The sequence below is a fragment of the Roseibium sp. JB4-4 genome (assembly GCF_055693425.1).
Window position 1 is genome coordinate 2676135 of the sequence record NZ_CM146333.1, and the last position, 24138, is coordinate 2700272.

Genomic DNA, 24138 nt, shown 5'->3' on the forward strand with positions numbered 1-24138 from the left:
AACACATGAACACGAGAAGCGCCATTTTCAGTGTCCTTGCCATAGCTGCAGTCTTCCTGGCGGGTCTGCAGTTGGTTTCCGCAAATGAACCCGATCCCGCAGAAACCGCAGACTTGCCCGGATTTGGCATCTGGGGACCCGCATACAAACTTCGAAATGTGCCGAACGGGATGCGCCTTGTCGTTCGTGCGCAAGGAACCCGCTCTGCAGAAACTGTCGGAAGTCTTGCGCGGTCAGCCAGCGAAGTGCTTGTTCTCAACTGCGCGCCCGAGATCGTGCCACTGACTTTCGAGGATGCATCACCGGATGGGAAACGCGAACTGCTCGGCGGCGTCTGGTGCCAGATCGACCACTATGGAATGACCGGGTTTGTGCCGGGAATATATCTCGACCCCATCCTGAACCGATAACCTAAGGCTGCAGTCTTTCAGCTAATTCGTGGAACTGGTTTTCGAAAGCACAATGAAAAACGAAAAAGGCCTCGAAATATCGGGGCCTTTTTGGTCATTTTCCGGTGATCCAGGATAATCTGAATTCGGGAATTTGGTGCCCAGGAGAGGACTCGAACCTCCACGCCCGTTAGGGCACTAGCACCTGAAGCTAGCGCGTCTACCAGTTCCGCCACCTGGGCTGTGAGGGGGCTTGTAAGGGCCGGACCTGGGCTTGTCAATCATTATGCGCGACTTTTTTCCTCATTCGAAGCCAGCCCTTCACACACGCTCTGCAAAGGGCTAAGACACTGGCAGACAGACCTGCGAAATAGCAGTTCGGTCACACCTTTTGGACGCGACAGAAGGCATTTTCACGATGTCCACACCACTTAACGGCAAACTCGTCACGATTTTCGGTGGCTCCGGTTTTCTAGGCCGCCACATTGTCCAGGCCCTTGCCAAGCGGGGCTATCGTGTCCGCGCCGCCGTGCGGCGTCCGGATCTGGCAACCCATCTGCAGCCACTCGGTGCTCCCGGCCAGATCATGCCCATCCAGGCAAACCTTCGTTACCGCTGGTCCGTTGAACGCGCTGTTCTTGGTGCGGACGCCGTGGTGAACGCGGTCGGTATCCTGGCTCCGTCCGGAAAACAGTCATTCGATGCGGTTCAGGCCTTCGGCCCAAGGGCGATCGCTGAAGCTGCTCGCGCTGCCGGTCTTTCAAGCGTCACGCATATTTCGGCAATCGGTGCGGACCCGGAAAGCACTTCAGCTTATGCCCGCTCTAAGGCTGCCGGTGAAGCCGGTGTTCTGGAAACACTGCCGGATAGTGTCATTTTGCGCCCTTCGATTGTTTTCGGACCGGAAGACGACTTCTTCAACAAGTTTGCGGACATGGCCCGCTTCTCGCCCAGCCTGCCGCTTATTGGTGGCGGTGAAACCAATTTCCAGCCGGTATATGTCTGCGATGTCGCCGAAGCTGTGGCGCGCGCCGTCGATGGTCAGCTCAATCCTGGCACCGTCTATGAGCTTGGTGGCCCGGAAATCAAAAGCTTCAAAGCTTGTCTTGAAGACATGCTGAGCGTCACGCGCCGCTCCCGCCTGTTGTTGCCGATCCCGTTCCCGGTCGCTTCTGCGATGGGCAAGATTTTTCAACTCTTCCCCTATGCCCCCCTGACGGCAGACCAGGTAGAACTTTTAAAGACCGACAATGTCGTTTCCGACACCGCAAAATCGGACGGACGGACACTGGAAGGTCTCGGCATCACACCGGCAACGCTTGCCTCTGTTCTGCCGACTTACCTCGACCGGTTTCGCGAACGCGGCCAATACGACGCGCACCGGCCGGCCTGACGGTCGCCATCCTGAAATTCAAATGGCGGGCTTCGGTCCGCCATTTTTCATTTGGACCCACCGCGCATGAGTGGATGTTCCGGGATAGCTGCAAAGGGTGATTGGTTCGCCAAAGCTTTCGATTGCCGCCTTTTTGCGCATGTCCTAGGCTTGTAACCAGCTGGGAGGCGCCCATCGTGTCAATTCTTACCAAAGTCACTTTGCTTTTTGTTGTTTTCGTGGACCTTCTCGGCCAGGGCCTCGTGTTTCCGATCATCAACAGCCTCATCATGGAACCTTCGACCTCGATGTTGCCGAAGGACACCTCGAATGCGGTTCGTCATTTCAACTACGGTCTGATCATCGGAGTCTTTTTTCTATGCTGGTTTTTTGGCGCGCCTTACATTTCCAAACTCTCAGATGTGATCGGACGGAAGAACGCCATTATCATCTGCCTGTTCGGCGCGCTTGGCGGCTACGCTTTGACGATCGTGGCCCTCTACCTCAACAGTTTCCTGCTACTCATTCTCGGCCGTGCCATCACCGGCCTGACGGCCGGCAATCAGCCGATCGCCCAGGCGGCGATGATCGACGGCAGCGTCGACGACGAAGACCGAAACCGCAACATGGGCTACATCATCACAGGCGTCAGTTTCGGTCTGGTTGGTGGGCCTTTGATCGGCGGTTTTCTATCCGATCCGATCCTGATTGGCAGCATCGCCAGCATCAAACTGCCATTTTATGCCTGCTTCGTTCTGGTGGCGATCGCGATATTTCTGGTGGTCTTCGGCTTTGAAGACAAGGAAGACGCCATTGCGAAAAAACAGCCATTCGCGTTCCGCCCAGCCGAGATATTCGAGCTCTTGTGGCAAATCACCAAATACCCGAAGGTTATGCGGCTGACGTTTGTTTTCTTCTTCTTTCACATTGCCAACCTCTCCTTCTATATTTTTGTCGACAACTACCTGACCAGCCGCTTTGGATACGGCACCTTCGGCGGTTCCATGGTGATGCTGACAATCGGTGCCGCTCTTGCCTTTTCCAGCACGTTTCTTGTTGTGCCGGCACAAAAGCGGCTTAGCAAAGAAGCGATTTTGGGGATCACCTTCACTGTCTGGGCCCTTTCAGCGGCGGCGTTCGTTGCGTCTCCAGTGGCCATACTCACCTTCATTCCGGTGTTCTGTTTCTATTTTGTGTTCGGCATCGCCTACCCGACATTTCTCGGACTTTATTCGGCTGCGGTCGGTGACGAGGAGCAAGGCTGGGTGATGGGCGTTACAATCGCTGTGTTCACATTGGTCGCCGGCGTTATCTCCCTGATCGGGGGGAACTCATCGGGTTCGACCTGAACTTGCCTTTCTACGGCGTCATCATTGCCGCCATCCTTGCCCTGGCCGTCATGTTCCTTGCCTGGAACAAACCTGAAATCAAGGCGCTTACCAGAAGGTCCGGCGGCTGATACTCAAGGTCAGCCGCCGAATTCCTCAGTGGTTCCAAAATTCTTCGCCCAGGCGGTCGTGGTGCAATTCGCGATAGCCTGTTGTTGTGCGCACAAGGCCAATATCCCGCAATTCATCATGGTTCAGATGTGACAAAGCTTTGTGAGTTGCTCTGCGGCGGAAATAGCTGTTGAACTCAGCAGCAAATACACGAAGGGCGGAAAGCAGAAGACCGCGGCTATGCGCACGGCTGCGAAAAACGGTATCGATCTCAAGACTCATCTCACTTCTCCTAGGGGATTTGGAAGCCCCGCTTTTTGGGGACGAGACGAGAATGCCAAAGCAATCCTGACAACAGCGAGTCAGGTTTGATCCCGTTCTGTTCTCAGGTTATCATTTTTTTGAGATGCATCTCTCCAGCTTGGATCAGGACCTCAATCCATGAACCCAATCGAACGTGCGCTCGGCATATTGCTGTTGCTGACCGGCGGCAAACTTGTCCCTGCCACAGCGCTTGCCGAACGCTTTCAAGTTTCGCTTCGCACGATCTATCGTGACATCGACAGGCTGATTGCCCTCGGTGTCCCGGTTGACGCAGAACGTGGAGCGGAAGGCGGTTACCGCCTTGCAAGCGGCTACCTCCAGCCGCCAGTGGCGTTGACACGCAATGAAACAGCGGCCTTGCTGGCAGCCATGGCCCTTGTGCGCTCGAGCCGCACTGTGCCGCTCGCAGCCGAACTTGGTTCCGCGGAAAAGAAACTGCTCGCTTCACTGCCCAAATCCGTACACGGTCTCCTCAAGGACGCCGACAGGATCGTCGGCATCGAACCCATACCACCGGACATTTTTCATTCCGGGACCAAGGCGGAACCGACCGAGGACTGGCAAACGGCACTGGACGGCTTCATGGCCGGTATTTTGGACAGCAAACGCGTACGCTTTGAACACGTCAATCCGTCCCGGCGAACCGTCAAGTCGCATGATGTCGAACCCTTTGGCGTCATGTTCGACCGGGATCTTTGGTATCTGGCTGGCCGCTGTGTCGATACGAATCTGTTGAAAGTCTACCGGGCGGACAGAGTACGCTCGCTAGAGGTCAGCGGGCTCTTTTTTAGACCCGACAAGAACTTCTCCATTAAGAGCCTCACAGGCGGCGCGTGGCTATCGCAGGCCATGCGCCGTTGGGAAAAGGAAGAAGACATCGCCGAGATCCTGATCACCCCGCATCAGGCCCGCAAGCTCAGTGCCGACTGGTATTACCGGCATGCGATCTTTACGCCTGCGGAGGACGGCAGAGTGCTGATCAGCATTCCGTCCACCGAAAGAGCAAGGATCCTGCCGCTGGTCCGTTGGCTGGGACTTGGTGCGGAGCTTCTCGGTCCGGAAAATCTGCGGCAGGAGCTGGCTGAGGAACTCGGCGTGCTGAAGTCGCTTTATGAACGATCCACGTTCGATAAATCAGCCTAGGAAATAAAGCCCTGCAAATCCGGCGAGACCGACACCGATACGCCACCAGGCGAACGGCGCAAACCCGTGCCGGGATACAAAGTTGAGAAGGCCCTTCACCACAAAAACCCCGGCAATGAACGACGCAACAAACCCGATCGTTATGATCACCGCATCATCCATCGAGAGCACATTCCGGTTCTTGTAAAGATCATAGGTGAACGCACCGGCCATGGTTGGCATGGCAAGGAAGAAAGAAAACTCTGCAGCCGATCTCTTGTCAGTCCCCATCAGCAGAGCGCCTGCGATTGTCGCACCGGAGCGGGAAACGCCCGGAACCATCGCAAGACATTGGCAAAAACCGATCTTGAGGCAAAGCGACAATGGATAGTCCATGACATTGGTGTAACGCGGGGATAACGGCAATCTGTCGATCCATAGAAGGATGACCCCGCCAATCAGCAAAGTGGAACAAATCAGGGCAGGCGTTTCGAACAACACTTCCTTGATGAAGCTGTGCAGCATGACGCCGATAACGGCGGCCGGAAGAAATGCGACCAGAATACCAAATACGAAGCGGCGGCTTGTCGGATCGCTCGGCAATGTAATAACCAGGTTCCACAAGCGGGCGAAATAGACCGACAATATGGCCAGGATCGCGCCCAGCTGGATCAAGACTTCAAAAGTCTTGCCCGTGCTTTCAAACCCAAGAAAGTGCCCAAGCAGCAGGATATGACCGGTGGACGAGACAGGAATGAACTCCGTCAACCCCTCAACAATCCCCAAAATGAGAGCGCTGACAATCGTTTGGCCATCCATTTTGTCACAGGTCTCCAAATGGCTTGCTACATTCCGGCCCGAACGGGTATGTCTCGCGACTCAGATTGCTATTCATTGCCGCCTGTTTGCCGGAGCAATTTCGTGCCGTCAAACCCTTGATAACCATATCCGGGCAAACTGGACGTTAACGCGATTTTCCCATTGGGCTTAGGGCTCGCACCCTAGTCTTGCCACAGTTCAGGCTCTAAACGCTTCAATGCTTACGCTCTACCACCACCCTTTCTCGCCGTCGTCCCGATTTGTGCGGCTCATCCTGGCCGAATACGGAGCAGCCTTCGAGGAGCATCACGTCGAGCCATGGGACAGGCCACAGCAACTCCTGATGCTGAATGCCGCCGGTACTGTTCCGGTGCTGGTGGAGAATGGAGGCCCCGCTATCTGTGGCCCGGGACCGATCATGGAATATCTCGACGAGACCCGGGGATATGCGGTTGCCGACAAGCGCCTGATGCCAGACCACCCCGAAGCAAGAGCTGAAACCAGGCGGCTGGTGGAATGGAGCCTTACCAAACTCGATGTTGAGGTTGTCGGCCATTTTGTGCGCGAACGTATCTACAAGCAGATCATGCCAAAGTCAGCTGGCGGCGGTGAACCCGATTCAGCAGCACTTCGCGTGGCGCGCGCAAACATCAACCATCATTTGAGGTATTTCGGCTATCTGGTCGCCTCCCGCCGCTGGATCGCAGGTGACCGTCTGTCCTTTGCCGATTTTGCGCTTGCTGCGGGGCTGTCCTGCGCCGATTATCTCGGGGAAGTCCCGTGGGGCGACGAGGAGGACATCAAGTCCTGGTATGCGCGGGTGAAGTCCCGCCCCAGCATGCGGCCACTCCTCGGCGAAAAGGTGCTCGGCATGCCGCCTGCTCCCACTTACGCGGACCTGGATTTTTAGACCGGCAGTTCGTTTGGTTTGGACGCGAAAACTCAAAAAACTCTGACTGCCTTCAGGGAAAAGGCAGACCAGCTCGGTTTCGATGCCGTGAACATAACCGCTGCCGACAGCATTCCCGAAGCCGGTGAAAGGCTGCGCCGTTTTCTGAAAAACGACTATCACGGAACAATGGCATGGATGGCCGACACGGCGGATCGCCGCGCAGCACCGCCTGCCCTTTGGTCTGATGTGAATTCGGTCATCATGCTTGCCATGAACTACGGCCCGGACGGCGCGCAAGAGAACCATCCACTAGCTCATCTGGACGATCCGACCAAAGGTGGTATCTCGGTTTATGCCAGGCATCGCGACTATCATGACGTCATCAAGGGACGGCTGAAGGAGCTTGCAAGTTTTCTCGTGTCCAGAGCCGGCGGGGATGTCAAGGTTTTCGTCGACACGGCCCCGGTGATGGAAAAACCGCTTGGCCAGGCCGCCGGTCTTGGCTGGCAAGGCAAACACACCAATCTGGTCTCGCGTGAACTCGGCTCCTGGTTTTTTCTCGGCTCGATCTTCACCACGCTCGTTTTGCCGTCGGATGGTGCAGAGATCGATCACTGCGGCTCGTGCCGGGCATGTCTCGACAGTTGTCCGACCGCTGCCTTCCCCGCGCCCTACCAGCTCGACGCCCGGCGCTGCATCTCCTATCTGACGATCGAGCACGCAGGTCCCGTTCCGCATGAATTTCGCGAAGCCATGGGCAATCGTATCTATGGCTGTGATGACTGTCTGGCCGCCTGTCCCTGGAACAAGTTCGCCGGTGCGGCCAGGGAAGCCAAGCTCGTTGCCCGAGACGATCTCAAGAGCCCGCAACTGGCCGACCTCCTCAAACTGGACGACGGCGCGTTTCGCAAACTGTTTTCAGGGTCGCCCATAAAGAGGATCGGGCGGAACCGATTCATGCGGAATGTCCTGATCGCGGCGGGAAATTCAAAGACACCGGACCTCGTTCAAATCATTATGATTCTTCTGGACGATCCCGATCCTATTGTCCGGGGTGCCGCAGTATGGGCATTTCGCCGGCTCGGCCCAGATCACATTGTTGATAACCGGAAATCGAAGGCCTTGTCGTCGGAAATCGATGAAACCGTTCGCCAGGAATGGCTGAGTTGACCCGCTGAAAAGGCCGGACGTGATTCGACCTCGCCAAGAGAATGGTTCATAGTCATGGAATGGCCATGGACGTCTCCCTATATCGGGTCTGACCATCTCTTTCCCGGTCATTTCCGATCATCCGATTTGGAGCCAAAACATTGATTTCGCAAACTACGCTTCCGTCTTCCCGCCCATCTCTCCGAGCTCGTGTTCAGATCCTCAGCCTCACCACGGCTTTGGCTCTGGTGACGGGACCTGCCTTGGCGCAGGACAACGGAATAGCCGCCTTCAACGCCTATGTCGCGGGTCTGGCAGCGCTTGGGCTTGACGTTGAAAACGGATCCGTCAACTACGACGAGGGCAGTGACACGCTGACCCTGACCGACAGCAAACTTGTCTTTGCGGGCACAATTTCCGATTTGCCCTCGGACGACGGCGACGACACCACAACCCAGGACCTTGAATATTCTCTGTCCATGGAATCCGGCACCGTCACCATTACCGGTCTGACACATGATGCCGGCGCGTTCGCAGCCGATACCTGGATCTATTCCGACGACAGCGTTCTGATCGTCACCGGTTCGGTGGAAGGGGAAGGCCGCCTGCGTGCCGAAGGCCGTATGGCCGGAATCTCAGCGACCGGCTACAGCTTCACCATGCCCGAAATTCCGGCAGAGGATCCCAAGCGCCAGGCAAGCCGCTGGCTGCCGTTCCTCAAGGCAACCGTCCTGACCTCCTATGAGGAAGTCAAGGTCGACAGCACCGCCATGACATTCGAGGCCTATGCTGTCGAGGACGGTCAGGAAACGCCTGTGGTCACCGGAACCATGCAGATGGACGGGTATGTGATGGCCGATGCCAAAGACGGCTTCATCGGGTCCTACTCAATCGACAAGGTCACACAGAACCTGCAGACGCTCGACCCCGGCTCGGGCAACATGGTCAACCAGACCACCAGCCAGGGTAAGACCATTTACGAGAACATAGACGCGGCTTCGTTCGTTGATCTTTTTGATCCGGATGTTCCGGTGACCGGCGACGAAATTGTCATGATCGGTTCAGGGTCTGCCGTCGACTACGAAAATACCCAGGAAATTCTGCCGGGGATGACGCTCAAGATGAATATCGAGAGCGCAACAATGGGAGAAATGACGGTCACCAAACGTGATCATGATTTCCTCGCTGTTTTTGACAAACTGCTGGACACCAAGGAACCGTCTCCTGAAAAGATCATCACCAGCGTGTTTCAGCTTTATCGCTCGTTCGGCATCTCCGACGCCCGGGTCAGCGGTGTGTCCTTGAATGTGCCTTCTCCGGACACGGATGGCGGCTTTAACGTCAACATCAAGGAAATGGCGATGACCGACGTCAATTCCGATGGCATTGGCGAGATGATGATTGTCGGAGTGGATGCTCCGGAACTGCCGGAAGGCGCTTCAGTCAAACTCGACTGGGCTGCGATCGGCGACATCGAGTTCGCCGAATATACGCCGATGAAGGCCATGATCAGCACACTGATGGCCGACCCGGACTACGGCGAAAACAATCCGCTGGAAGTTGCCCGTGCCTTCATCCCGCGTTCCTTCGGCTATGAAGTGCAGGGACTGGATGTCAACGTTCCTGATGAAGGGCGCATACAGATCGGTAAAACCGAATTCAAAGCGTCCACCACCGTACCGCCGATCCCGACGAGCCTGTTCTTTAAGAGCGACGGTATCCGCGCCCCGATCAGCGCCGTCGATGACAAGGACGTTGAGGAGATGCTTCGAGCACTCGGGCTCGAAGAGATTGTCTGGTCCGATGAAACCCGGCTCTACTGGGACGAATCCACTCTTGAGCTTCGCCTTGAGCGCTTGATGGTGAACGTTGAAGGTGTCGGGAGTGCCGAAGCATCGGCCCGATTTGCAAACGTCCCGAAAGCCTTGTTTGAAGATCCAGAAGGTCAGGGCCAGATGGCAGCCATCACGGCGCAGTTCGTCGATGCATCGCTCGTATTCAACGATGCCGGCATTACGGCCAAGGGTCTGAAGCATATCGCGGATGCTGAAGGAATTCCGGAAGACGTCTTCCGTGAGGCCCTGGTTGCTCAGGCCGCTGAAGCGACCAGACCGATCCAGAACGAGACCTTCACAAACATGGTCAGTGAAGCGGTTTCGAAGTTCCTTGAGAACCCAGGCGAATTGAAGGTCACGCTCGTACCGGCCAACCCGGTGCCGCTTGCGCAAATTCTCGGCAGCATGGCCGCACCTCAAACGATCCCTGACCTGTTGAATGTCAACGTTACCGCGAATTGACCGGAAGACTTTCAACTGACAAACAAAGGGCGGTCAAGCGGCCGCCCTTTTCCATTCTGAATTCCACTTGTCTAACCTGTTCAATCGGCCTGCACGTCGAAGATCGACGTTTTCCGACAGCACCTGTTTGCGAACCGTGAGACAGAAATTTCAAAAACTCTGCGGCAGGTAGTCGGCTCCGGTCACATAGTTATAGCCGTCGAGCACAAGCCCGAAGACAGTGTTCACCTCTTCTGACGATTGCGGCGTGAAAATCAGGACGAATCCCTGCCAGCCGGGACGCTGATTTGCCCATGGGTGCATGGTTGCCCAGCCGGCGCGGACAGCCTCTTGTGCCCTCTCCGGGGGCAAAGAGGCATGAAGACTGCCGTCCGGGTGCAGATGGGCAAACTCCCGTCCTCCAACGATTGCCTGAGGGCGAGCCAATTTTACATCCTCATTCAGCCAAAACCCTTTGGCGCCAGGCAACGAAATGACGGTGGCGCGCAGTTCCACGCCGGGGATTTTCGCGACCCTTTCAAGCAGACGATCCGACAATTCGGGAACTGCTTGAGCTCCGATCTGGATATGCGGAACAGAACTTGTTGTCCTCGGCACCTCGCCTTCGCGTTGTGGAAGGCGGTCCTCGCCAGCACGCGCAGTTTCAAAAAACAGCCCCGCAAGAAGCAGGATCGCGACTGCGCAACTTGTTCTGCCAAATCCGTTTTTCATTCGATTGCAGTCCATTTCGATCTCGGGATCGATCTGCCGGGTTTTCATCAGCTCCGGCCAAGCGCTCACTGAAAACAGCCAGAAATCTCTTAGGTTCGCAGCAAAGGCACTGTGCCGCCGTCGTCTAGTCACTCTCACGGAATTTCTCATGGCATGCCTTGCATGAGCCGCCAATCGCTCCGATGTTGCTTCGGACACCTTCGACCCCGCTGCCGGCCGCTTCACTCATCGCCGTTGCAGCCACAATCAACTGTTTGCCGATTTCAGCGCTTTCGGGGTAAGTCGTCCAGGCCTCTACCTTGGCCCGTGTTTGTCCGGGAAGTGCCGTGCTGTCAGACCCTTGCGGCCAAGCGGACCCGTTGTTCATTGAGGCGAGGATCCTGATGTTTTCTGCCGCAGTCGTTGCAGCATCAGCGTTGTAGTCCACTTCGCCTTTCGCCATTGCTGCCAATTGCCCCAGGTTCCAGGCGTAGAGGGACATGACCGCTTTGCGCGCCTTGATGGCGTTGTCGAATTCTCCCGCAGCGCTTGCCACGCTGCCTCCCAGGGCAACAGCAACACCCATCGAACAAATCAACTTCAAACCATAGGTCATCATGCTACCCTTCTCTGTGCGATTTTGAACACTTTCAATTTTCCATTTTCGCAAACTGAGGTAAATTCGGAAAAATCAAACACAAAGGTGTGCGAAAATGCACAGACTTCGCTGGGATGATCTGCAGTTCCTTCATGCTGTAGCGGAACACGGTTCTCTTTCAGCTGCTTCGCGCGCCCTGGGCGTGAACCACGCAACAGTCCTGCGCAGGATCGCGTTGTTGGAAGCTGCAAATGAGGTTCAGCTATTTGATCGCAGCAGCGATGGATACCGGCTTCGTCCTGAAGGAAGAGCGCTTCTTGCTTCTCTCAAGCTGATGGAGCACGCCTCAGCACGCATTCAGCGGAGTCTTGTTCTGACATCCAAGGGTATTGAAGGTACGTTCCGGCTTTCAACAACTGATGCGATCGCCTGTCTTCTATTGCCGCGATACCTGACTGCGCTGCGTGCAACGCATCCCAATACGCATATAGAAATCGATGTCTCAAACGACCCGATTGATATGTCGTTGTCCGGTGCGGAGTTGCTCATCAGGCCAGGCTCAGAACTTCCAGCTGAACTCAGTGGACTACACGCCGGAACGGTGGGTTTTGGAATTTTCGGAACTGCCGGCTATCTGGAAAAAAATGCGGGGCGTGAAGCGAGCGAGTACAAATGGCTCGGCGTTTCACCGACATTCGCCCAGTCTACTGCCGGAGAATGGCAAGCTGCCAATAATCAAACACGGTTCGACTTTTCAGCTGACAGCTTCCTCGCACTCGCAAGCCTTGCCGCCGAGGGTCTGGGGCTTGCCATGCTACCTGTTTTTGTCGGCAACAAAACGCCTCAGCTCGTCAGAGTGTCTGAGTTTTCACGCGGCCCCGTCGCCGATATCTGGGTCGCAACTCACAAGGAGTTTCGACAACAAACGCATATTGAAGCGCTGCTGGAGTTCTTTGCAAAAGCCATCCGAACCGATGCGGAACTGAATTGAAATTCCGCATCGCATCAACAGTTCCGGGCGTCTCGCCTGCATCTCCAGCCAACGATAGGCTAGAGTGCGCGCACCGCTATTCGGCAGCTTCTTGATGTTGTGCCGGACCGATACGCGCCGCACAGAATTTGAATTCGGGAATCTTTCCGAACGGGTCAAGCTGCGGGTTGGTCAGGAAGTTGGCCGGCGCTTCAAAGAAACAGAATGGTACGAACAGCATCCCTGCTGATACGTCCCGATCAGCACGCAAAGTCAGCGTGATTGCCCCACGGCGCGTCTCGACGGTCACCTGCTGCCCAATGTCCAATCCTGCCAGTTTGATGTCGCGGGGGTTCATGGAAACCACGGGCTCAGGCTCGATCGCGTCGAGAACCGCCGCCCGCCGGGTCATGGCGCCCGTGTGCCAATGCTCCAGCATTCGGCCCGTCGTCAGCACCAGCGGGAAATCGTCATCGGGCAATTCGTCCGGCGGCACCAGATCGGTTGGAACGATTTTTCCGCGTCCGTCAGCCGTTGGGAAAGACTGTCCGAACAGGATTTCGTTGCCAGGCACATCAGGCGCATCTGCGGGATAGGTCACCGTGCCTTCGCGCTCAAGCCGCTCCCAGGAGATGTTCTTGAGCGAGGCCATGTGCGAGCGCATTTCCTCGTAGATGGCCGGAACCCCGTCGTAGGACCAGCCAAGTCCAAGCCGATTGGCTATGTCGATCAGGATTGTCCAGTCTTCACGCGCTTCACCCGGCATTGGAACACAAGGTCGACCGATCTGCACTTGGCGGTTGGTGTTGGTGTAGGTACCGAGCTTTTCCGCATGCGCGGATGCGGGCAAAATGACATCTGCGTGCCAGGCGGTTTCGGTCAGGAAAATGTCCTGAACCACAAGATGCCTCAGGCTCGCAAGCGCTTTGCGGGCATGACTTTGATCGGGATCCGACATTGCAGGATTCTCGCCCTGGATATACATCGCCTCGATGCCGCCAGAGAGAATGTCATTCATGATCTCAACGACTGTCAAACCCCTGACGGGATCCAACGTGCGTCCCCAGGCATCTTCGAATTCAGACCGGATATCCGCACTCTCCACAGACCGGTAGTCCGGGAAAACCATCGGGATCAGGCCAGCATCCGAGGCCCCTTGAACGTTGTTCTGTCCTCGCAAGGGATGCAAGCCGGTACCTTTCCGGCCGATCTGTCCTGTGGTCAGCGCCATGGCAATCAGGCAACGGACGTTGTCCGTGCCGTGAACATGTTGCGAAACGCCCATTCCCCAGTAGATGATCGATTTGGCGCTGGTTGCATAGAGGCGCGCAACGTCACGAAGAGTATCGGCCTCGATACCACAGACAGGCTCCATAGCCTCGGGCGTGAAGTCTCGGATTTTTTCCTTCAGCGTTTCGAAGCCGTCAACGTGAGCTGCGATGTACTGACTGTCGTATAGTTCCTCTGTGATGATCACGTTGAGGATCGCATTCAGCATCGCGACATCCGTACCCGGTTTGAACTTCAAACCGTAGTCAGCGTGCCGCATGAGGCCCTGGCCGCGTGGGTCCATGACGATAAGTTTTGTACCGTTCTTGGCGGCCTGCTTGATATAGGTTGCCGCGACAGGATGGTTTTGTTCCGGCCTTGCGCCGATGACGATCATGCAATCGGCATCTTCCGCGGCATTGAAGGGTGCTGTGACGGCACCGGAACCGATCCCTTCCATGAGCGCTGCCACCGATGATGCGTGGCAAAGTCGCGTGCAATGGTCAACGTTGTTGGTCTGAAAGCCCTGCCGGATCAATTTCTGGAACAGGTAAGCTTCTTCATTCGAGCCCTTGGCGGACCCGAAACCGGCAACACCTGCACCGCCCTTTGCCTCGAAGCTTGCCTTGAGGCCGCCGGCAGCCTTTTCAAGGGCTTCTTCCCAGGTTGCTTCACGGAAGAAATCGAGATGGTTCTCGAGCGTCATGGAGATGTCGCCGCGCTTGGGCGCATCCTCGCGTCGGATAAGCGGCTTGGTAAGACGCTCCGGGCTGGAGACATAGTCAAAGCCGAAACGACCCTTGACGCAGAGCCTGTTCTCGTTGGCTGGTCCGTTGCGACCTTCAACACTGACAATCCGGCCATCGGCGACCGAGACCGACGTCAGGCAACCCACACCGCAGAACGGACAAACACTGTCGACCGTTTCTTCCGCGAAAATCTCGCGTTTGGTCGCCGTTTCGTCCAGGAGGCTTTTTCCATCAAGGCCCCGGTTGGGCACGCGGAAACGCATTCACCGCACGCGACACAGGTGGAGATGCCCATCGGATCGGCGAGATCGAACACCGGCATTGTGTGAGATCCGCGGTCAGCCATCCCGATCACGTCATTGACCTGCACTTCGCGGCAGGCCCTTTCACACAGATTGCATGCGATGCAGGCGTCGAGATTGACTGCGATTGCGGGGTGCGAAACGTCCTGATCCGGCTTGGCGCCGGCTGCGAACCTGCCGGTGGAAACACCAATGGCATCCGACCACTTCCAGAAATCACTTTGCGGGTCGGGATGATTGTCGCGACCCGGCTGATCGGAGGCAAGAAGCTCAAACACCATTTCGCGCGCCTTTGAGGCACGCTCGGTCTCAGTGTTGACAACCATTCCTTCTGCGGGTGCGCGGATGCAGGAAGCCGCGAGCACTCGTTCGCCTTCGATATCCACCATGCATGCACGGCAATTGCCGTCGGAGCGGTAGCCCGGCGCGTCCTTGTGGCACAGATGCGGGATGGCGACGCCTTCACGCTTGGCAACCTGCCATATGGTTTCACCGTCTTTCGCCGTTACGGTCTTGCCGTCGAGAGAGAATGTGACCTGGCTCATTTGTCAAACTCCTCAGGGAAGAATTTAAGCACCGACGCGACCGGATTGCTGGCCGCCTGGCCGAGACCGCAGATCGATGCAGTGCGCATGACTTCATCAAGGTCTGCAATCTTGCCTTTGTCCCAATCTTCATCCGAAAGCAGCTGCTCCATCTTTTCGGTTCCGGAGCGGCACGGCGTACATTGGCCGCAACTTTCGTGCTTGAAGAAACGCATCAGGTTCAGCGCGACATCGCGCATATCGTCCTGATCGGAGAAGACCACGATTGCATGACTTCCGATAAAGCAACCGTGCTTGTCGAGCGTGCCGAAATCCAGAGGTTCATCGGCAAGCGACGCCGGTAGAATACCACCTGAAGCGCCGCCCGGCAGATATCCTTTGAAGATGTGCCCCTCTTCCATGCCGCCGCAAAATTCTTCCAGCAGCTCGTTCATTGTAATGCCGGCGGGCGCGAGCTTGACACCCGGGTCGCGAACTCGGCCTGAGACTGAGAAGGACCGGAAGCCCTTTTGTCCCGCCGTCCCTGCGACGCAAACCAGTCGGGCCCCTTTTCGATAATGTCCCGAATCCAATAGAGCGTCTCGACATTATGATTCAGTGTCGGTCGACCGAAGAGGCCAACCTGCGCGATGAAAGGTGGACGGTGGCGCGGAAGGCCACGCTTGCCTTCGATGGACTCGATCATCGCACTTTCTTCACCGCAAATATATGCACCGGCACCGCGTCTCAACTCGATCCCGATTGTGGTGATGATGCCAGCGTCGTTCAGTGCAGCAATTTCCGCCTTCAGAATTTCAAGAACTGCCGGATACTCATCGCGCATATAGAGATAGACGCGATCCGCTGATATCGCGTGAGCTGCGATCAGGGCACCTTCCAGAAGTCGATGGGGATCGCGTTCAAGATGATGACGATCCTTGAACGTACCCGGTTCGCCTTCGTCACCATTGATCGTCAGATATTTCGGTCCGGGCAGATCGTTGACGATTTTCCACTTCGTGCCCGTCGGAAATCCGGCACCGCCGAGCCCTCGGAGGCCCGCTTCGAGAGCCTTGTCGGCAATAGCGGCGGCATCAAGGTCACCGGCCCGAACGCGGTCCAGCAATTTGTAACCATTTTGTGCACGGTATTCCTCGAGACCGACATAGTCGGGAATTTCAGGTGACGTTTCACCTTCGAAGAGGGCAGAGCGGACGGAAATCTCGGTGGCGTTGTCAACGGCGCGCTTGCCGACCTGCACGGCGGGTGCGCCCGCACATCGGCCGATACACGGAACTTTTTGTACTCGGACCTTTGACGGATCCAACCCGCTCTCAAGGACGCCGGCAAGTGCCTCCGCCCCTTTGAGAGAGCATGCAACGCTGTCGCAGACGCGAATGGTCAAGGCAGCAGGTTTGGTTTCGCCTTCCCGGACGATATCGAAATGATGATAGAAGCTGGCGACTTCATAGATCTCGGCCTGGGAGAGCCGCATTTCTTCAGCCAATGCACGCAAATGACGGGCCTCCAGGCAGCCAAAAGCATCCTGGATTTTGTGAAGGTGCTCGATGAGCAGATCGGGGCGGCGCGGTTCGTCGCCCAGCAGTGTCTGGACTTCGCTTAAGGCCGCATCTTCCAACTGACGCCCTTTTGGCTGGGACGGCTTCCGTGAAAGCCCCTTGCCGAAAGACATTGGCGTTCCTCCCAAGTGTTCCGCAGCATACCGGCTCAACCGGGTGTGTGCTTCAGGATATGTCGGTTACGTCCTGAAATTTCAAATCCGCGAGGCGGTTTTGCTTCAAAACGTCTCAATTCGGCGGGATGTTAGCGAGGCGTCTATGGCCTGTCTGTTTCAAAAACGTCAAACGAACTTCAATTGCTGACGCTTTGACGATGACTTCATCGCATGCTCAGCACAATTTTTAGTCACAGCTGATTTCGCCTCGCCCCTGCAGGACGCGGTTCACGAAGGTCTCTGTCCTTTCAAGTGAACGGCCGGATCGACCGGAGACTATTCAGTTGGTCAAATGTGAGAATGCCGCAACGACGCGTTCATATACCGGGCGCTTGAACGGAACAATCAGACCGGGAAGCCGCGCTGCATGTTCCCAGCGCCAACTGCTGAATTCCGCTGAATGTCCTTCCGGAGGTGTCAGAATGTTGATTTCCTCGTCGTCCCCTTCGAAACGATAAGCCACCCAACGCTGGGCCTGACCTCTATACTTGCCCTTCCGGCTCCGTTGAACCACTTCCGGAGGATAGTCATAGGAAAACCATTCCGGTGCTTCTTCAAGCAGGCTGATCGTCGTGACGGAGGTTTCCTCAAAGAGCTCACGCCGGGCGGCCTGTTCCGGGGTTTCGCCCTTGTCGATCCCACCCTGAGGCATTTGCCACGAGAACTCATAGTTTGCGGAACTTCCGCCATCGTCGCGGCTGCCTATCCAGACCATGCCGTCCTTGTTGATCAGCATGATACCAACGCAAGGGCGGTAGGGAAGGTCTCCGGAGGGTTCTGGAAAACCGGGGCCAAGTTCAATCTTTGTCACGAAATCACCTATTGGAAACACACATTACTCGCGCAGCAATCAGATCGGACCCTGGAAATCAGGTTCCATGCCTGCAAAACGCTCTATCGATCAATGGTCGCGCTGATCGGCACCAACTGCAAACCGCGTTGTTCCAGGTCCCGTACCCACTCTTTGAGCTGGCGGACAGTGACAGGAAGTGCGGATCCGGATGCCACGGCGACGCCCCGCGCGCGCGCAATACTTTCAAGCTGAAGCAGCTTGGCATCGATGTGATCGTCCCGCGGGACTTCGTCCAGAACAACGTCGACACCGCTATAGGGTATGCGCTGATCACCCGCCACCTGAGGTGCCAGGCTGCGCGAAGACGATCCGTTGTCGACAAACATCAGACCACGGGACTTAAGCTTCTCCATGAGATAGTCCATGGAGGGCTTTGTGGATGTGAAACGCGCACCCATTTCCGGAATAATGCCGACGTAGTTGGTTGCGCGGGTCAAGAGGTAGGCCAACCGGTCCATCATTTCCGCAGGTTTCAGACTGACCAGCAGCGTGTGGGGGCCAGGATCGTTGTCCGGGAAATCAAACGGCTCCAGCGGCAATTGAAGCAAGAGCTCATGCCCTCTGCTGCGCGACTGCTGCATCCACAGGTCAAGGTCGTCGCCGTAAGGGGCCATGGCAAAAGTTATGTCCGCCGGGAGGCTGTCGATCGCGTTTTGCGTTCCTGTTTCGCTAAGACCCATGCCGTTCAACACAATTGCGATTTTCGGGATCGACGTGAATTCGCTCACCACGGGACGTGAATAAGCATCTAGCGGCCGCACTCCGGCATCGCTGATCTTGGGAAGGAAACCGTAATCGGTTCGTTCAAAAACCCGGTTGTCCGGATTGATATTGAGGTTCGCAACCGGAGCATCATGGCTCAGTCCATCCGGGCGTTCGATCATCTGATAACGCGGACCGAGGAGATCCTCGCTGGTTTCAGGCCTCAGATTGGGGCCGAGATCGCCGGTAAGTCCCGGTCGGATTTCGACAACTTCGATATCGTGAGACGTGACACCCTCGACGACCGCGTCAAGCGGCAGGAGTGCGACAGGCTCCCCCCAATGGGATCGTCCACCACAGCGACCCAAACCACAATGGTCGTTACCGCAACACTGAGGATACCCGCACCGATAAGGCCAAACGGCAGCTTCACGAGCCGCCGTTTGCCCATGCCTAAGGGAGCTGTGAGATCTTCGCTCGACATACCGTCCTGAGCCCGTTGACCGGGTCTGGCTGAGACTCGCACCAGCTACCGGCGTCATCATTGTTGTTTTGATACGCAGAACGAAACGGAGGGCACGCGCTGGCTTGCCAGCGCGTGTTACTTATTAGTTTTTGACGGCGGCGCTGTCTGAGACAGGCGGGAAAGCGCTGTCTACCTGAACGCCGCGCAGGAGATCCAGCGCAAGTTTCAGCTGTGTGTCGTCTTCCGGATCTGCCGGCACATAAGCCTGACTGCCGCTTTCTTCTTCGCCGTCGGCTTCCAGGTGACCACGCAAACCGGCCTCACCCTTGGTGTCGACGCGGCCTACCAGCTCTTCCGGCAGTTCCTGTAGAGCTTCAATGTCCGGGACGATGCCCTTTGCCTGGATCGAGTTGCCGGACGGCGTGTAGTAACGGGCCGTTGTCAGGCGGATTGCACCATTGGCACCAAGCGGGATGATGGTCTGCACTGACCCTTTGCCGAAGGAGCGGGTGCCAAGAATAGTGGCGCGACGGTGATCCTGAAGCGCACCTGCCACGATCTCGGATGCAGATGCGGAGCCACCGTTCACCAGAATGATCACAGGCTTGCCGGTGGTCAGATCGCCGGCACGCGCATTGTAGCGCTGTGTTTCATCTGCTTCACGGCCACGTGTAGAGACAATTTCACCACGGTCAAGGAACGCGTCGGAAACAGCGATCGCCTGGTCCAGCAATCCGCCCGGATTGTTACGCAAATCGATGACGAAGCCTTTCAGCTTGTCCTCACCGATGCTCTCAGACATCTGCTCGATGCCCTTCTTCAAACCGTCGAATGTTTGCTCGTTGAACTGCGTGACGCGCACATAACCGACATCGTCTTCTTCGCGCCAGCGAACGGAGCGAATGCGGATGACATCACGTGTGATTGTGATGTCGAACGGTTCAGCGGCACCTTTCCGGCGGATCGTCACAACGATATCGGTGTTGACCGGCCCGCGCATTTTTTCGACTGCCTCGTTCAAGGTCAGTCCCTGAACCTGCTCGCCGTCGATATAGGTGATCAGGTCACCGGCAAGAACACCTGCTTTGGCGGCCGGCGTCTCATCGATCGGCGACACCACTTTCACGAGACCTTCTTCCATCGTGACTTCGATGCCAAGGCCACCGAATTCACCGCGGGTCTGCACCTGCATGTCCCGGAAGCTTTTCGGAGACATGTAGCTGGAGTGCGGGTCGAGGGAAGTGAGCATCCCATTGATGGCGCTTTCGATCAGCTGTGCATCGTCAGGCACTTCCACATAGTCCGAGCGCACTCTTTCGAAAACGTCACCGAACAGATTGAGCTGCCGATATGTGTCCGTCGCGGCCGCATTGGCCGCCACTGAAACGTTCAGCGGCATCTGGGACATGGTCGTGACTGCCACAGCACCCATCAGAGCGCCGACAACCAGCAAGGAAGCTTTCCGTATCATCCGCGAGCCTTTTCCTCTTCTGTGCGCGCCCACCAGGGTTTGGGGTCTATCGCACGGCCGTCTTTTCGAAATTCAACATATAGGATCGGTTGGGTCGAACCCAAGCCGAAAGTCGAAGCGCTCGCCCATTGGGTTGCGCCCATCACACCAACCGGTTCCCCGGTCAAAACAAACTGCCCCAATTCCGCATCTATCCGGTCCATCCCGGCCAGGAGCACATGGTAGCCATCACCTGTATTCAGGATCAAGAGCTGTCCGAAAGATCGGAACGGACCTGAATAAACAACCCAACCGTCTGCAGGTGAGGTTACATTAGAGCCCGGCCTTGTGGCGATAGATTGACCTTCGGTCTCCCCACCAAAATCATCTTCTTCACCGAAATCCTTCAACATCGTGCCGACGACCGGTTGCGGCAACTGACCGACAGCATCATCAAATGCGATTGCCGGCGCAAGTCGGCCCGGGTCAGAGAACGGATCAAATTTCCGCGAATCCTGTTGTTTTGCTTCCAAAGCGGCCTGACGCGACTTTTCCGCTGCCTCGCGCGCGCTCTCGATTTCGGCTTCCAGGCTTGTGATCAGTTCCTGCAAGGACCCGGCTTTGTTGGCCAGTTCTTCCGCACGCCTTTGTTCTTCTTCCAGAACGCGCACCGATTTTTGATGCTCCTGCCGCTTTGCGCTCAGCAACAATTCCAGACGCGATCTTTCTTCAGCCAGTCGCATGGCGTCACCGCGCAGGCGGTTCTTTTCATCCGCAATAACCGTCTTCAGCCGATGCAATTCTTCAAGGTCGGCGGCAAGCGCCTCGGTTTCGACCTTCAGTTCGGGCATAACGGCGTTCAACAATATCGCGCTACGCACAGCAGAAAGAGCATCGCTCGGCCGCACGGCAAGCGCAGGCGGAGGCCGTTTGCCAATTCGCTGCAAGGCCGCAAGAACCTCAGCCAGGATATCCCGCCGCGCAATCAACGACAGCCGGACCGCGTCTTCGTTCTCGCCGAGCGCACGCAACCGGCGTTCCGTCGCCGTCAACTCGGTTTCGAGCCCTTTGATCGTATCGGAGGTGCTGATGATTTTTGCATTCAGCGTTTCACGATCCCGATCAAGCGCCCTGATTTCGCGCGCAATGGCGGCCTGCCTATCAGTTGAGACGCCAATGTCACGAGAGAGTGCAGCCAGTTCCTGCTCGCGCTGTTTCTTTCGCTCCAGAGCTGCGTTCACTTCCGGGGCGAGTTCGGTCTGCTCCTGCGAACTTTCGTCCACGCTTTCCGTCGCCAGCCCGTTTGCGGGCAGCGCCAGTGTAGCCGCAAGCAGACAGCTCAAGAGCGGTCGCTTGACTATCCGCATCTCAAGTCCAGGTCTCGCAATACTGATGCGATCCGGTAACAACCTGCCTAAGCTCCCAAAAGGTTATCTTATTCAGCGATACACAGTCTGCGTTAACGAACCGTTTACCCTAATAAAGAGTTCACTAACGGCACCTTCCACCGGTATATCGCGTAACCTTGTTTGTCCGGTAATCGTTGATCGATAATCGCCGAATGCGGCGAGATACGGGCAGAAGCCAAGATTTCCGCCATTTCGAACGCTCGGCAATGCCCGCCGAACCCGGCGGCATGGAATCCGTACTCCCAAATTTAGGCCCTAAACGCCAAAATGGCGATAAACGATATCCTGTGGATCAGGTCGCGGTGCTTGAATGTCCAGTGTCGCACCCATGCGTATTGCAAGACTGGCGGAGCGTTTGTTTTCAGGGTCCATATAACTCACCAAACCCGGCAGACAGCGCTGATTTTTCGCCCAGTCGCGAAAAGCACATGCGGCTTCAAACGCAATTCCTCGGCCTTCCGCGTGCGCATAAACGAACCAGCCAAGCTCATGCTCGGGAAAGAGCGGTCCGTGATTGATACCAACCTGGCCCAGACACTCACCCGTCTGACTGTCGTCGATCATAAGTGCACCGTGATCCATCAGCTGCCACTGGGCGACATCCTGACAGAACAGCCCCCAGGCATTAAAGCGGTCGAACGGTCCACCCATGAACCGGGATCGATCAGACAGCATCAATTGCTCGTAGTTCGGCCAATCGTCCATTTTCATCGCCCGCAACGTCAAACGCTCGGTGGTCAGAATTGGTGGCATATTGCCCAAACTCCTGAAAGACATGTGCGGCTCAAATCCGATGATAGGGATGTCCGGCCTGTATGGTTATGGCCCGGTAAATCTGCTCTGCAAGCAGGATCCGTGCGATCTGGTGCGGCCAAGTCATGGCACCCAGTGCCAGTTTCAGGTCTGCCCGGTTCAGAAGCTCCTGACCATGCCCGTCAGCTCCACCAACTGCAAAGACAACTTCTGAAATGCCCTCGTTCTTCCAGTCTTCAAGCTTCTGACTGAAAGCCGGACTGGACAGGTTCTTGCCATGCTCATCGAGAACAATCAGACGGGCACCCGGCGGCAGCGATTGCTGGATGACCTTTGCCTCTTCTGCCTTGCGGTCTTCGGGCCGCTGCGCGCGGCTTTCGGGAAATTCTGAGAGAGAGAGCCCGGTAATACCCAGAATTCGTCCGGATTTGCGAGCACGGTCCAGATATCGATCCAAAAGGTCTTTGTCCGCACCGGCCTTCATCCGGCCAATGCAGGAAAGCGTAAAGCGCATAAATTCCTCGCCGGAACCAAGTTTCCGGTTAAAACCTCATCGGCATCGGGAAGTCCAGGCTCAACAGCGGGTCAAGTCAGGACTTCATATCCGTATGTCAGCCGATATATTGCGGCGCGTCGTCCGACTCCGGCGCCCACATCTTCTCCAAATTGTAGAAGCTGCGCACTTCCGGACGGAAAATGTGAACTATCACATCGCCCGCATCAATCAGCACCCAATCGCATGTCGTCTGGCCTTCAACCGTTGAGGTGCGTGCGCCAGCCGATTTCAGGTCCTTGAGCAGATGATCCGCGATCGCACCCACATGTCGATGAGAGCGTCCGGACACGATCACCATGTGATCTGCCAGGGAGCTTTTTCCTGCGATGTCTAGAGTAACGACGTCCTCAGCTTTGGAATCGTCAAGACTGGTGAGGACCGTATCGAGGAGGTCTGCCGCAAGATCTTTGCTTACGGAAGCCTTCAGAGGAGTGGACATGGTTGCCCGCTCACTGTCAAAGGTCATGGTCAGATGTAGTGCCTTTCGCCGTTTGTCCGCCTTGTTCCCAACGTCGTCACGAACCGATAGTGTCGGCTTCGTACGTCACCCGTTTTGGAGACAGGGCCGGTTGACCGTACCTCGGCCGCGTTCATCGCGACCGACCCTATAATACCGCTTCCCTTTTGGCATTTTCAAGACAAGCTGGTTTTCTTGGCAGAATTGCCAGTCACACTCCGATATTCGTCAGCCTCAGATCCGTGGATGAAGTCCGGTCGAGAGGCGAGTGCAAGAAGGTCCAGACCGGTGGCTGCAAGTCCGGAAGCATTGCGGCTTGCTCCTCCGGAAGTCTATATTTTTCAAAGGCTTTTGCCATCGGTGCGGACATCATGGATAACGAAGCACCGGGCCGGTCAACCACCGCGATTGGAACAGAACCAACGATTGCACGCCAGTCCTGCCAGTGATGAAAGCTTGCAAGATTGTCAGCACCCATGACCCAAACGAATCGTACTGACGGCCTCATCACCCTTAGCGACATGACGGTTTTGGCCGTGTAGGGAGATCCAAGCACCTTTTCAAAAGCAGTCACTTTCATGCGCGGATGATCCGCAAGCGCCCTTGTCTCACGAAGCCGCAAATCAAGCGGTGCCAGATCTGAATGGCTCTTTAGAGGGTTTCCTGGCGTAACTAGCCACCAGATCTGATCAAGACCGAGCCTTTTCAATGCGGTGATCGCAACCAAACGGTGCCCTGAATGGGGAGGGTTGAAGGATCCACCGAATATGCCGATGCGATTGCCGGCTTCGACGTGAGGCAACTTCAACCACGTCCAGTCGAGTTCTGAGACCGGATTTCCTTCACTCATGC

The 24138-nt window shown here is 56.3% G+C and carries 20 protein-coding genes, 1 tRNA gene and 2 pseudogenes; 8 read left to right on the forward strand and 15 right to left on the reverse strand.

Annotated elements, in window-relative coordinates; all coding sequences use genetic code 11:
• The first annotated feature begins 5 nt into the window (after window positions 1-5).
• Window positions 6-410 (forward strand): hypothetical protein, encoded by a 405-nt coding sequence (locus ACZ1HV_RS12435; RefSeq protein WP_298964915.1) that lies wholly within the window; start codon window positions 6-8, stop codon window positions 408-410.
• Window positions 411-544: 134 nt separating this feature from the next.
• On the opposite strand, the gene ACZ1HV_RS12440 is transcribed toward ACZ1HV_RS12435, so the two are convergent.
• Window positions 545-631, reverse strand: a tRNA-Leu gene (locus ACZ1HV_RS12440).
• 176 nt (window positions 632-807) lie between these two features.
• Between ACZ1HV_RS12440 and ACZ1HV_RS12445 the strand changes: the two genes are divergently transcribed.
• Together ACZ1HV_RS12445 and ACZ1HV_RS12450 are read left to right on the forward strand one after the other, a co-directional pair.
• On the forward strand, window positions 808-1782 hold the full coding sequence (locus tag ACZ1HV_RS12445) for a complex I NDUFA9 subunit family protein (protein WP_298983003.1): 975 nt from the start codon (window positions 808-810) through the stop codon (window positions 1780-1782).
• A gap of 176 nt (window positions 1783-1958) precedes the next feature.
• Window positions 1959-3110 (forward strand): MFS transporter, encoded by a 1152-nt coding sequence (locus ACZ1HV_RS12450; RefSeq protein WP_472718251.1) that lies wholly within the window; start codon window positions 1959-1961, stop codon window positions 3108-3110.
• A 135-nt stretch (window positions 3111-3245) separates the two neighbouring features.
• Here the strand turns inward: ACZ1HV_RS12450 and ACZ1HV_RS12455 are convergent, their stop codons facing one another.
• On the reverse strand, window positions 3246-3482 hold the full coding sequence (locus ACZ1HV_RS12455; protein WP_298817772.1) for a DUF1127 domain-containing protein: 237 nt from the start codon (window positions 3480-3482) through the stop codon (window positions 3246-3248).
• 159 nt (window positions 3483-3641) lie between these two features.
• Between ACZ1HV_RS12455 and ACZ1HV_RS12460 the strand changes: the two genes are divergently transcribed.
• Complete coding sequence (locus tag ACZ1HV_RS12460; RefSeq protein ID WP_472718252.1) at window positions 3642-4667, forward strand: helix-turn-helix transcriptional regulator; 1026 nt, start codon at window positions 3642-3644, stop codon at window positions 4665-4667.
• On the opposite strand, the gene ACZ1HV_RS12465 is transcribed toward ACZ1HV_RS12460, so the two are convergent.
• Window positions 4659-5465 carry an undecaprenyl-diphosphate phosphatase gene (locus ACZ1HV_RS12465; RefSeq protein ID WP_472718253.1) on the reverse strand — a complete coding sequence of 269 codons (807 nt, stop codon included), beginning with the start codon at window positions 5463-5465 and terminating at the stop codon, window positions 4659-4661. The genes ACZ1HV_RS12460 and ACZ1HV_RS12465 overlap by 9 nt on opposite strands.
• 217 nt (window positions 5466-5682) lie before the next feature.
• Here ACZ1HV_RS12465 and ACZ1HV_RS12470 point away from each other — a divergent pair, with 217 nt between their 5' ends.
• From ACZ1HV_RS12470 to ACZ1HV_RS12480, 3 genes are all read left to right on the forward strand, one after another.
• Entirely contained in the window at window positions 5683-6375 is a 693-nt protein-coding gene (locus ACZ1HV_RS12470; protein WP_472718254.1) for a glutathione S-transferase family protein, read from the forward strand.
• 18 nt (window positions 6376-6393) lie between these two features.
• Window positions 6394-7527: a tRNA epoxyqueuosine(34) reductase QueG gene (gene queG / locus ACZ1HV_RS12475; RefSeq protein ID WP_472718255.1), complete on the forward strand. Its 1134-nt coding sequence runs from the start codon at window positions 6394-6396 to the stop codon at window positions 7525-7527.
• A gap of 140 nt (window positions 7528-7667) precedes the next feature.
• On the forward strand, window positions 7668-9803 hold the full coding sequence (locus tag ACZ1HV_RS12480) for a hypothetical protein (RefSeq protein ID WP_472718256.1): 2136 nt from the start codon (window positions 7668-7670) through the stop codon (window positions 9801-9803).
• A gap of 150 nt (window positions 9804-9953) precedes the next feature.
• Here the strand turns inward: ACZ1HV_RS12480 and ACZ1HV_RS12485 are convergent, their stop codons facing one another.
• Together ACZ1HV_RS12485 and ACZ1HV_RS12490 are read right to left on the reverse strand one after the other, a co-directional pair.
• The gene (locus ACZ1HV_RS12485; RefSeq protein WP_472718257.1) at window positions 9954-10583 is read right to left on the reverse strand and encodes a luciferase domain-containing protein; all 630 of its coding nucleotides are present in this window, start codon (window positions 10581-10583) and stop codon (window positions 9954-9956) included.
• A gap of 55 nt (window positions 10584-10638) precedes the next feature.
• Window positions 10639-11112, reverse strand: coding sequence for a c-type cytochrome (locus ACZ1HV_RS12490; protein ID WP_472718258.1), 474 nt, complete (start codon window positions 11110-11112; stop codon window positions 10639-10641).
• A 94-nt stretch (window positions 11113-11206) separates the two neighbouring features.
• Here ACZ1HV_RS12490 and ACZ1HV_RS12495 point away from each other — a divergent pair, with 94 nt between their 5' ends.
• On the forward strand, window positions 11207-12082 hold the full coding sequence (locus ACZ1HV_RS12495) for a LysR family transcriptional regulator (RefSeq protein WP_298983013.1): 876 nt from the start codon (window positions 11207-11209) through the stop codon (window positions 12080-12082).
• A 76-nt stretch (window positions 12083-12158) separates the two neighbouring features.
• On the opposite strand, the pseudogene fdhF reads toward ACZ1HV_RS12495, so the two are convergent.
• The 10 genes and pseudogenes from fdhF to ACZ1HV_RS12545 form a co-directional block, all read right to left on the reverse strand.
• A pseudogene (fdhF, locus tag ACZ1HV_RS12500) lies at window positions 12159-14926 on the reverse strand (formate dehydrogenase subunit alpha).
• Window positions 14923-16598, reverse strand: a pseudogene (locus ACZ1HV_RS12505) (NAD(P)H-dependent oxidoreductase subunit E). The pseudogenes fdhF and ACZ1HV_RS12505 overlap by 4 nt, the downstream one beginning before the upstream one ends.
• A 322-nt stretch (window positions 16599-16920) precedes the next feature.
• Complete coding sequence (locus tag ACZ1HV_RS12510; protein ID WP_472718259.1) at window positions 16921-17451, reverse strand: RNA pyrophosphohydrolase; 531 nt, start codon at window positions 17449-17451, stop codon at window positions 16921-16923.
• An 83-nt stretch (window positions 17452-17534) separates the two neighbouring features.
• Window positions 17535-18563, reverse strand: coding sequence for a divergent polysaccharide deacetylase family protein (locus tag ACZ1HV_RS12515; protein WP_472718260.1), 1029 nt, complete (start codon window positions 18561-18563; stop codon window positions 17535-17537).
• Between the two features lie 240 nt (window positions 18564-18803).
• A complete protein-coding gene (locus ACZ1HV_RS12520) occupies window positions 18804-20132 on the reverse strand; it encodes a S41 family peptidase (protein WP_298817746.1) in 1329 nt (442 codons plus the stop codon).
• Window positions 20129-21478, reverse strand: coding sequence for a murein hydrolase activator EnvC family protein (locus tag ACZ1HV_RS12525; protein WP_472718261.1), 1350 nt, complete (start codon window positions 21476-21478; stop codon window positions 20129-20131). The genes ACZ1HV_RS12520 and ACZ1HV_RS12525 overlap by 4 nt, the downstream gene beginning before the upstream one ends.
• 297 nt (window positions 21479-21775) lie before the next feature.
• The gene (locus ACZ1HV_RS12530; protein ID WP_472718262.1) at window positions 21776-22273 is read right to left on the reverse strand and encodes a GNAT family N-acetyltransferase; all 498 of its coding nucleotides are present in this window, start codon (window positions 22271-22273) and stop codon (window positions 21776-21778) included.
• Window positions 22274-22304: 31 nt separating this feature from the next.
• Window positions 22305-22787 (reverse strand): 23S rRNA (pseudouridine(1915)-N(3))-methyltransferase RlmH, encoded by a 483-nt coding sequence (rlmH, locus tag ACZ1HV_RS12535; protein WP_472718263.1) that lies wholly within the window; start codon window positions 22785-22787, stop codon window positions 22305-22307.
• 97 nt (window positions 22788-22884) lie between these two features.
• Window positions 22885-23268 carry a ribosome silencing factor gene (gene rsfS, locus ACZ1HV_RS12540; RefSeq protein ID WP_298817939.1) on the reverse strand — a complete coding sequence of 128 codons (384 nt, stop codon included), beginning with the start codon at window positions 23266-23268 and terminating at the stop codon, window positions 22885-22887.
• Between the two features lie 229 nt (window positions 23269-23497).
• On the reverse strand, window positions 23498-24136 hold the full coding sequence (locus tag ACZ1HV_RS12545) for a nicotinate-nucleotide adenylyltransferase (protein ID WP_472718264.1): 639 nt from the start codon (window positions 24134-24136) through the stop codon (window positions 23498-23500).
• Between the last annotated feature and the right edge of the window lie 2 nt (window positions 24137-24138).

Bases quoted from the DNA above. Each gene is read 5' to 3' on its own strand.
- ACZ1HV_RS12465 (WP_472718253.1), bottom strand. From the start codon at position 5,465: ATGGATGGCCAAACGATTGTCAGCGCTCTCATTTTGGGGATTGTTGAG.
- ACZ1HV_RS12520 (WP_298817746.1), bottom strand. From the start codon at position 20,132: ATGATACGGAAAGCTTCCTTGCTGGTTGTCGGCGCTCTGATGGGTGCT.
- ACZ1HV_RS12445 (WP_298983003.1), top strand. From the start codon at position 808: ATGTCCACACCACTTAACGGCAAACTCGTCACGATTTTCGGTGGCTCC.
- ACZ1HV_RS12470 (WP_472718254.1), top strand. From the start codon at position 5,683: ATGCTTACGCTCTACCACCACCCTTTCTCGCCGTCGTCCCGATTTGTG.
- ACZ1HV_RS12495 (WP_298983013.1), top strand. From the start codon at position 11,207: ATGCACAGACTTCGCTGGGATGATCTGCAGTTCCTTCATGCTGTAGCG.
- ACZ1HV_RS12460 (WP_472718252.1), top strand. From the start codon at position 3,642: ATGAACCCAATCGAACGTGCGCTCGGCATATTGCTGTTGCTGACCGGC.
- rsfS (WP_298817939.1), bottom strand. From the start codon at position 23,268: ATGTCCACTCCTCTGAAGGCTTCCGTAAGCAAAGATCTTGCGGCAGAC.
- ACZ1HV_RS12490 (WP_472718258.1), bottom strand. From the start codon at position 11,112: ATGATGACCTATGGTTTGAAGTTGATTTGTTCGATGGGTGTTGCTGTT.
- rlmH (WP_472718263.1), bottom strand. From the start codon at position 22,787: ATGCGCTTTACGCTTTCCTGCATTGGCCGGATGAAGGCCGGTGCGGAC.
- ACZ1HV_RS12525 (WP_472718261.1), bottom strand. From the start codon at position 21,478: ATGCGGATAGTCAAGCGACCGCTCTTGAGCTGTCTGCTTGCGGCTACA.
- ACZ1HV_RS12435 (WP_298964915.1), top strand. From the start codon at position 6: ATGAACACGAGAAGCGCCATTTTCAGTGTCCTTGCCATAGCTGCAGTC.
- ACZ1HV_RS12455 (WP_298817772.1), bottom strand. From the start codon at position 3,482: ATGAGTCTTGAGATCGATACCGTTTTTCGCAGCCGTGCGCATAGCCGC.
- ACZ1HV_RS12545 (WP_472718264.1), bottom strand. From the start codon at position 24,136: ATGAGTGAAGGAAATCCGGTCTCAGAACTCGACTGGACGTGGTTGAAG.
- ACZ1HV_RS12530 (WP_472718262.1), bottom strand. From the start codon at position 22,273: ATGCCACCAATTCTGACCACCGAGCGTTTGACGTTGCGGGCGATGAAA.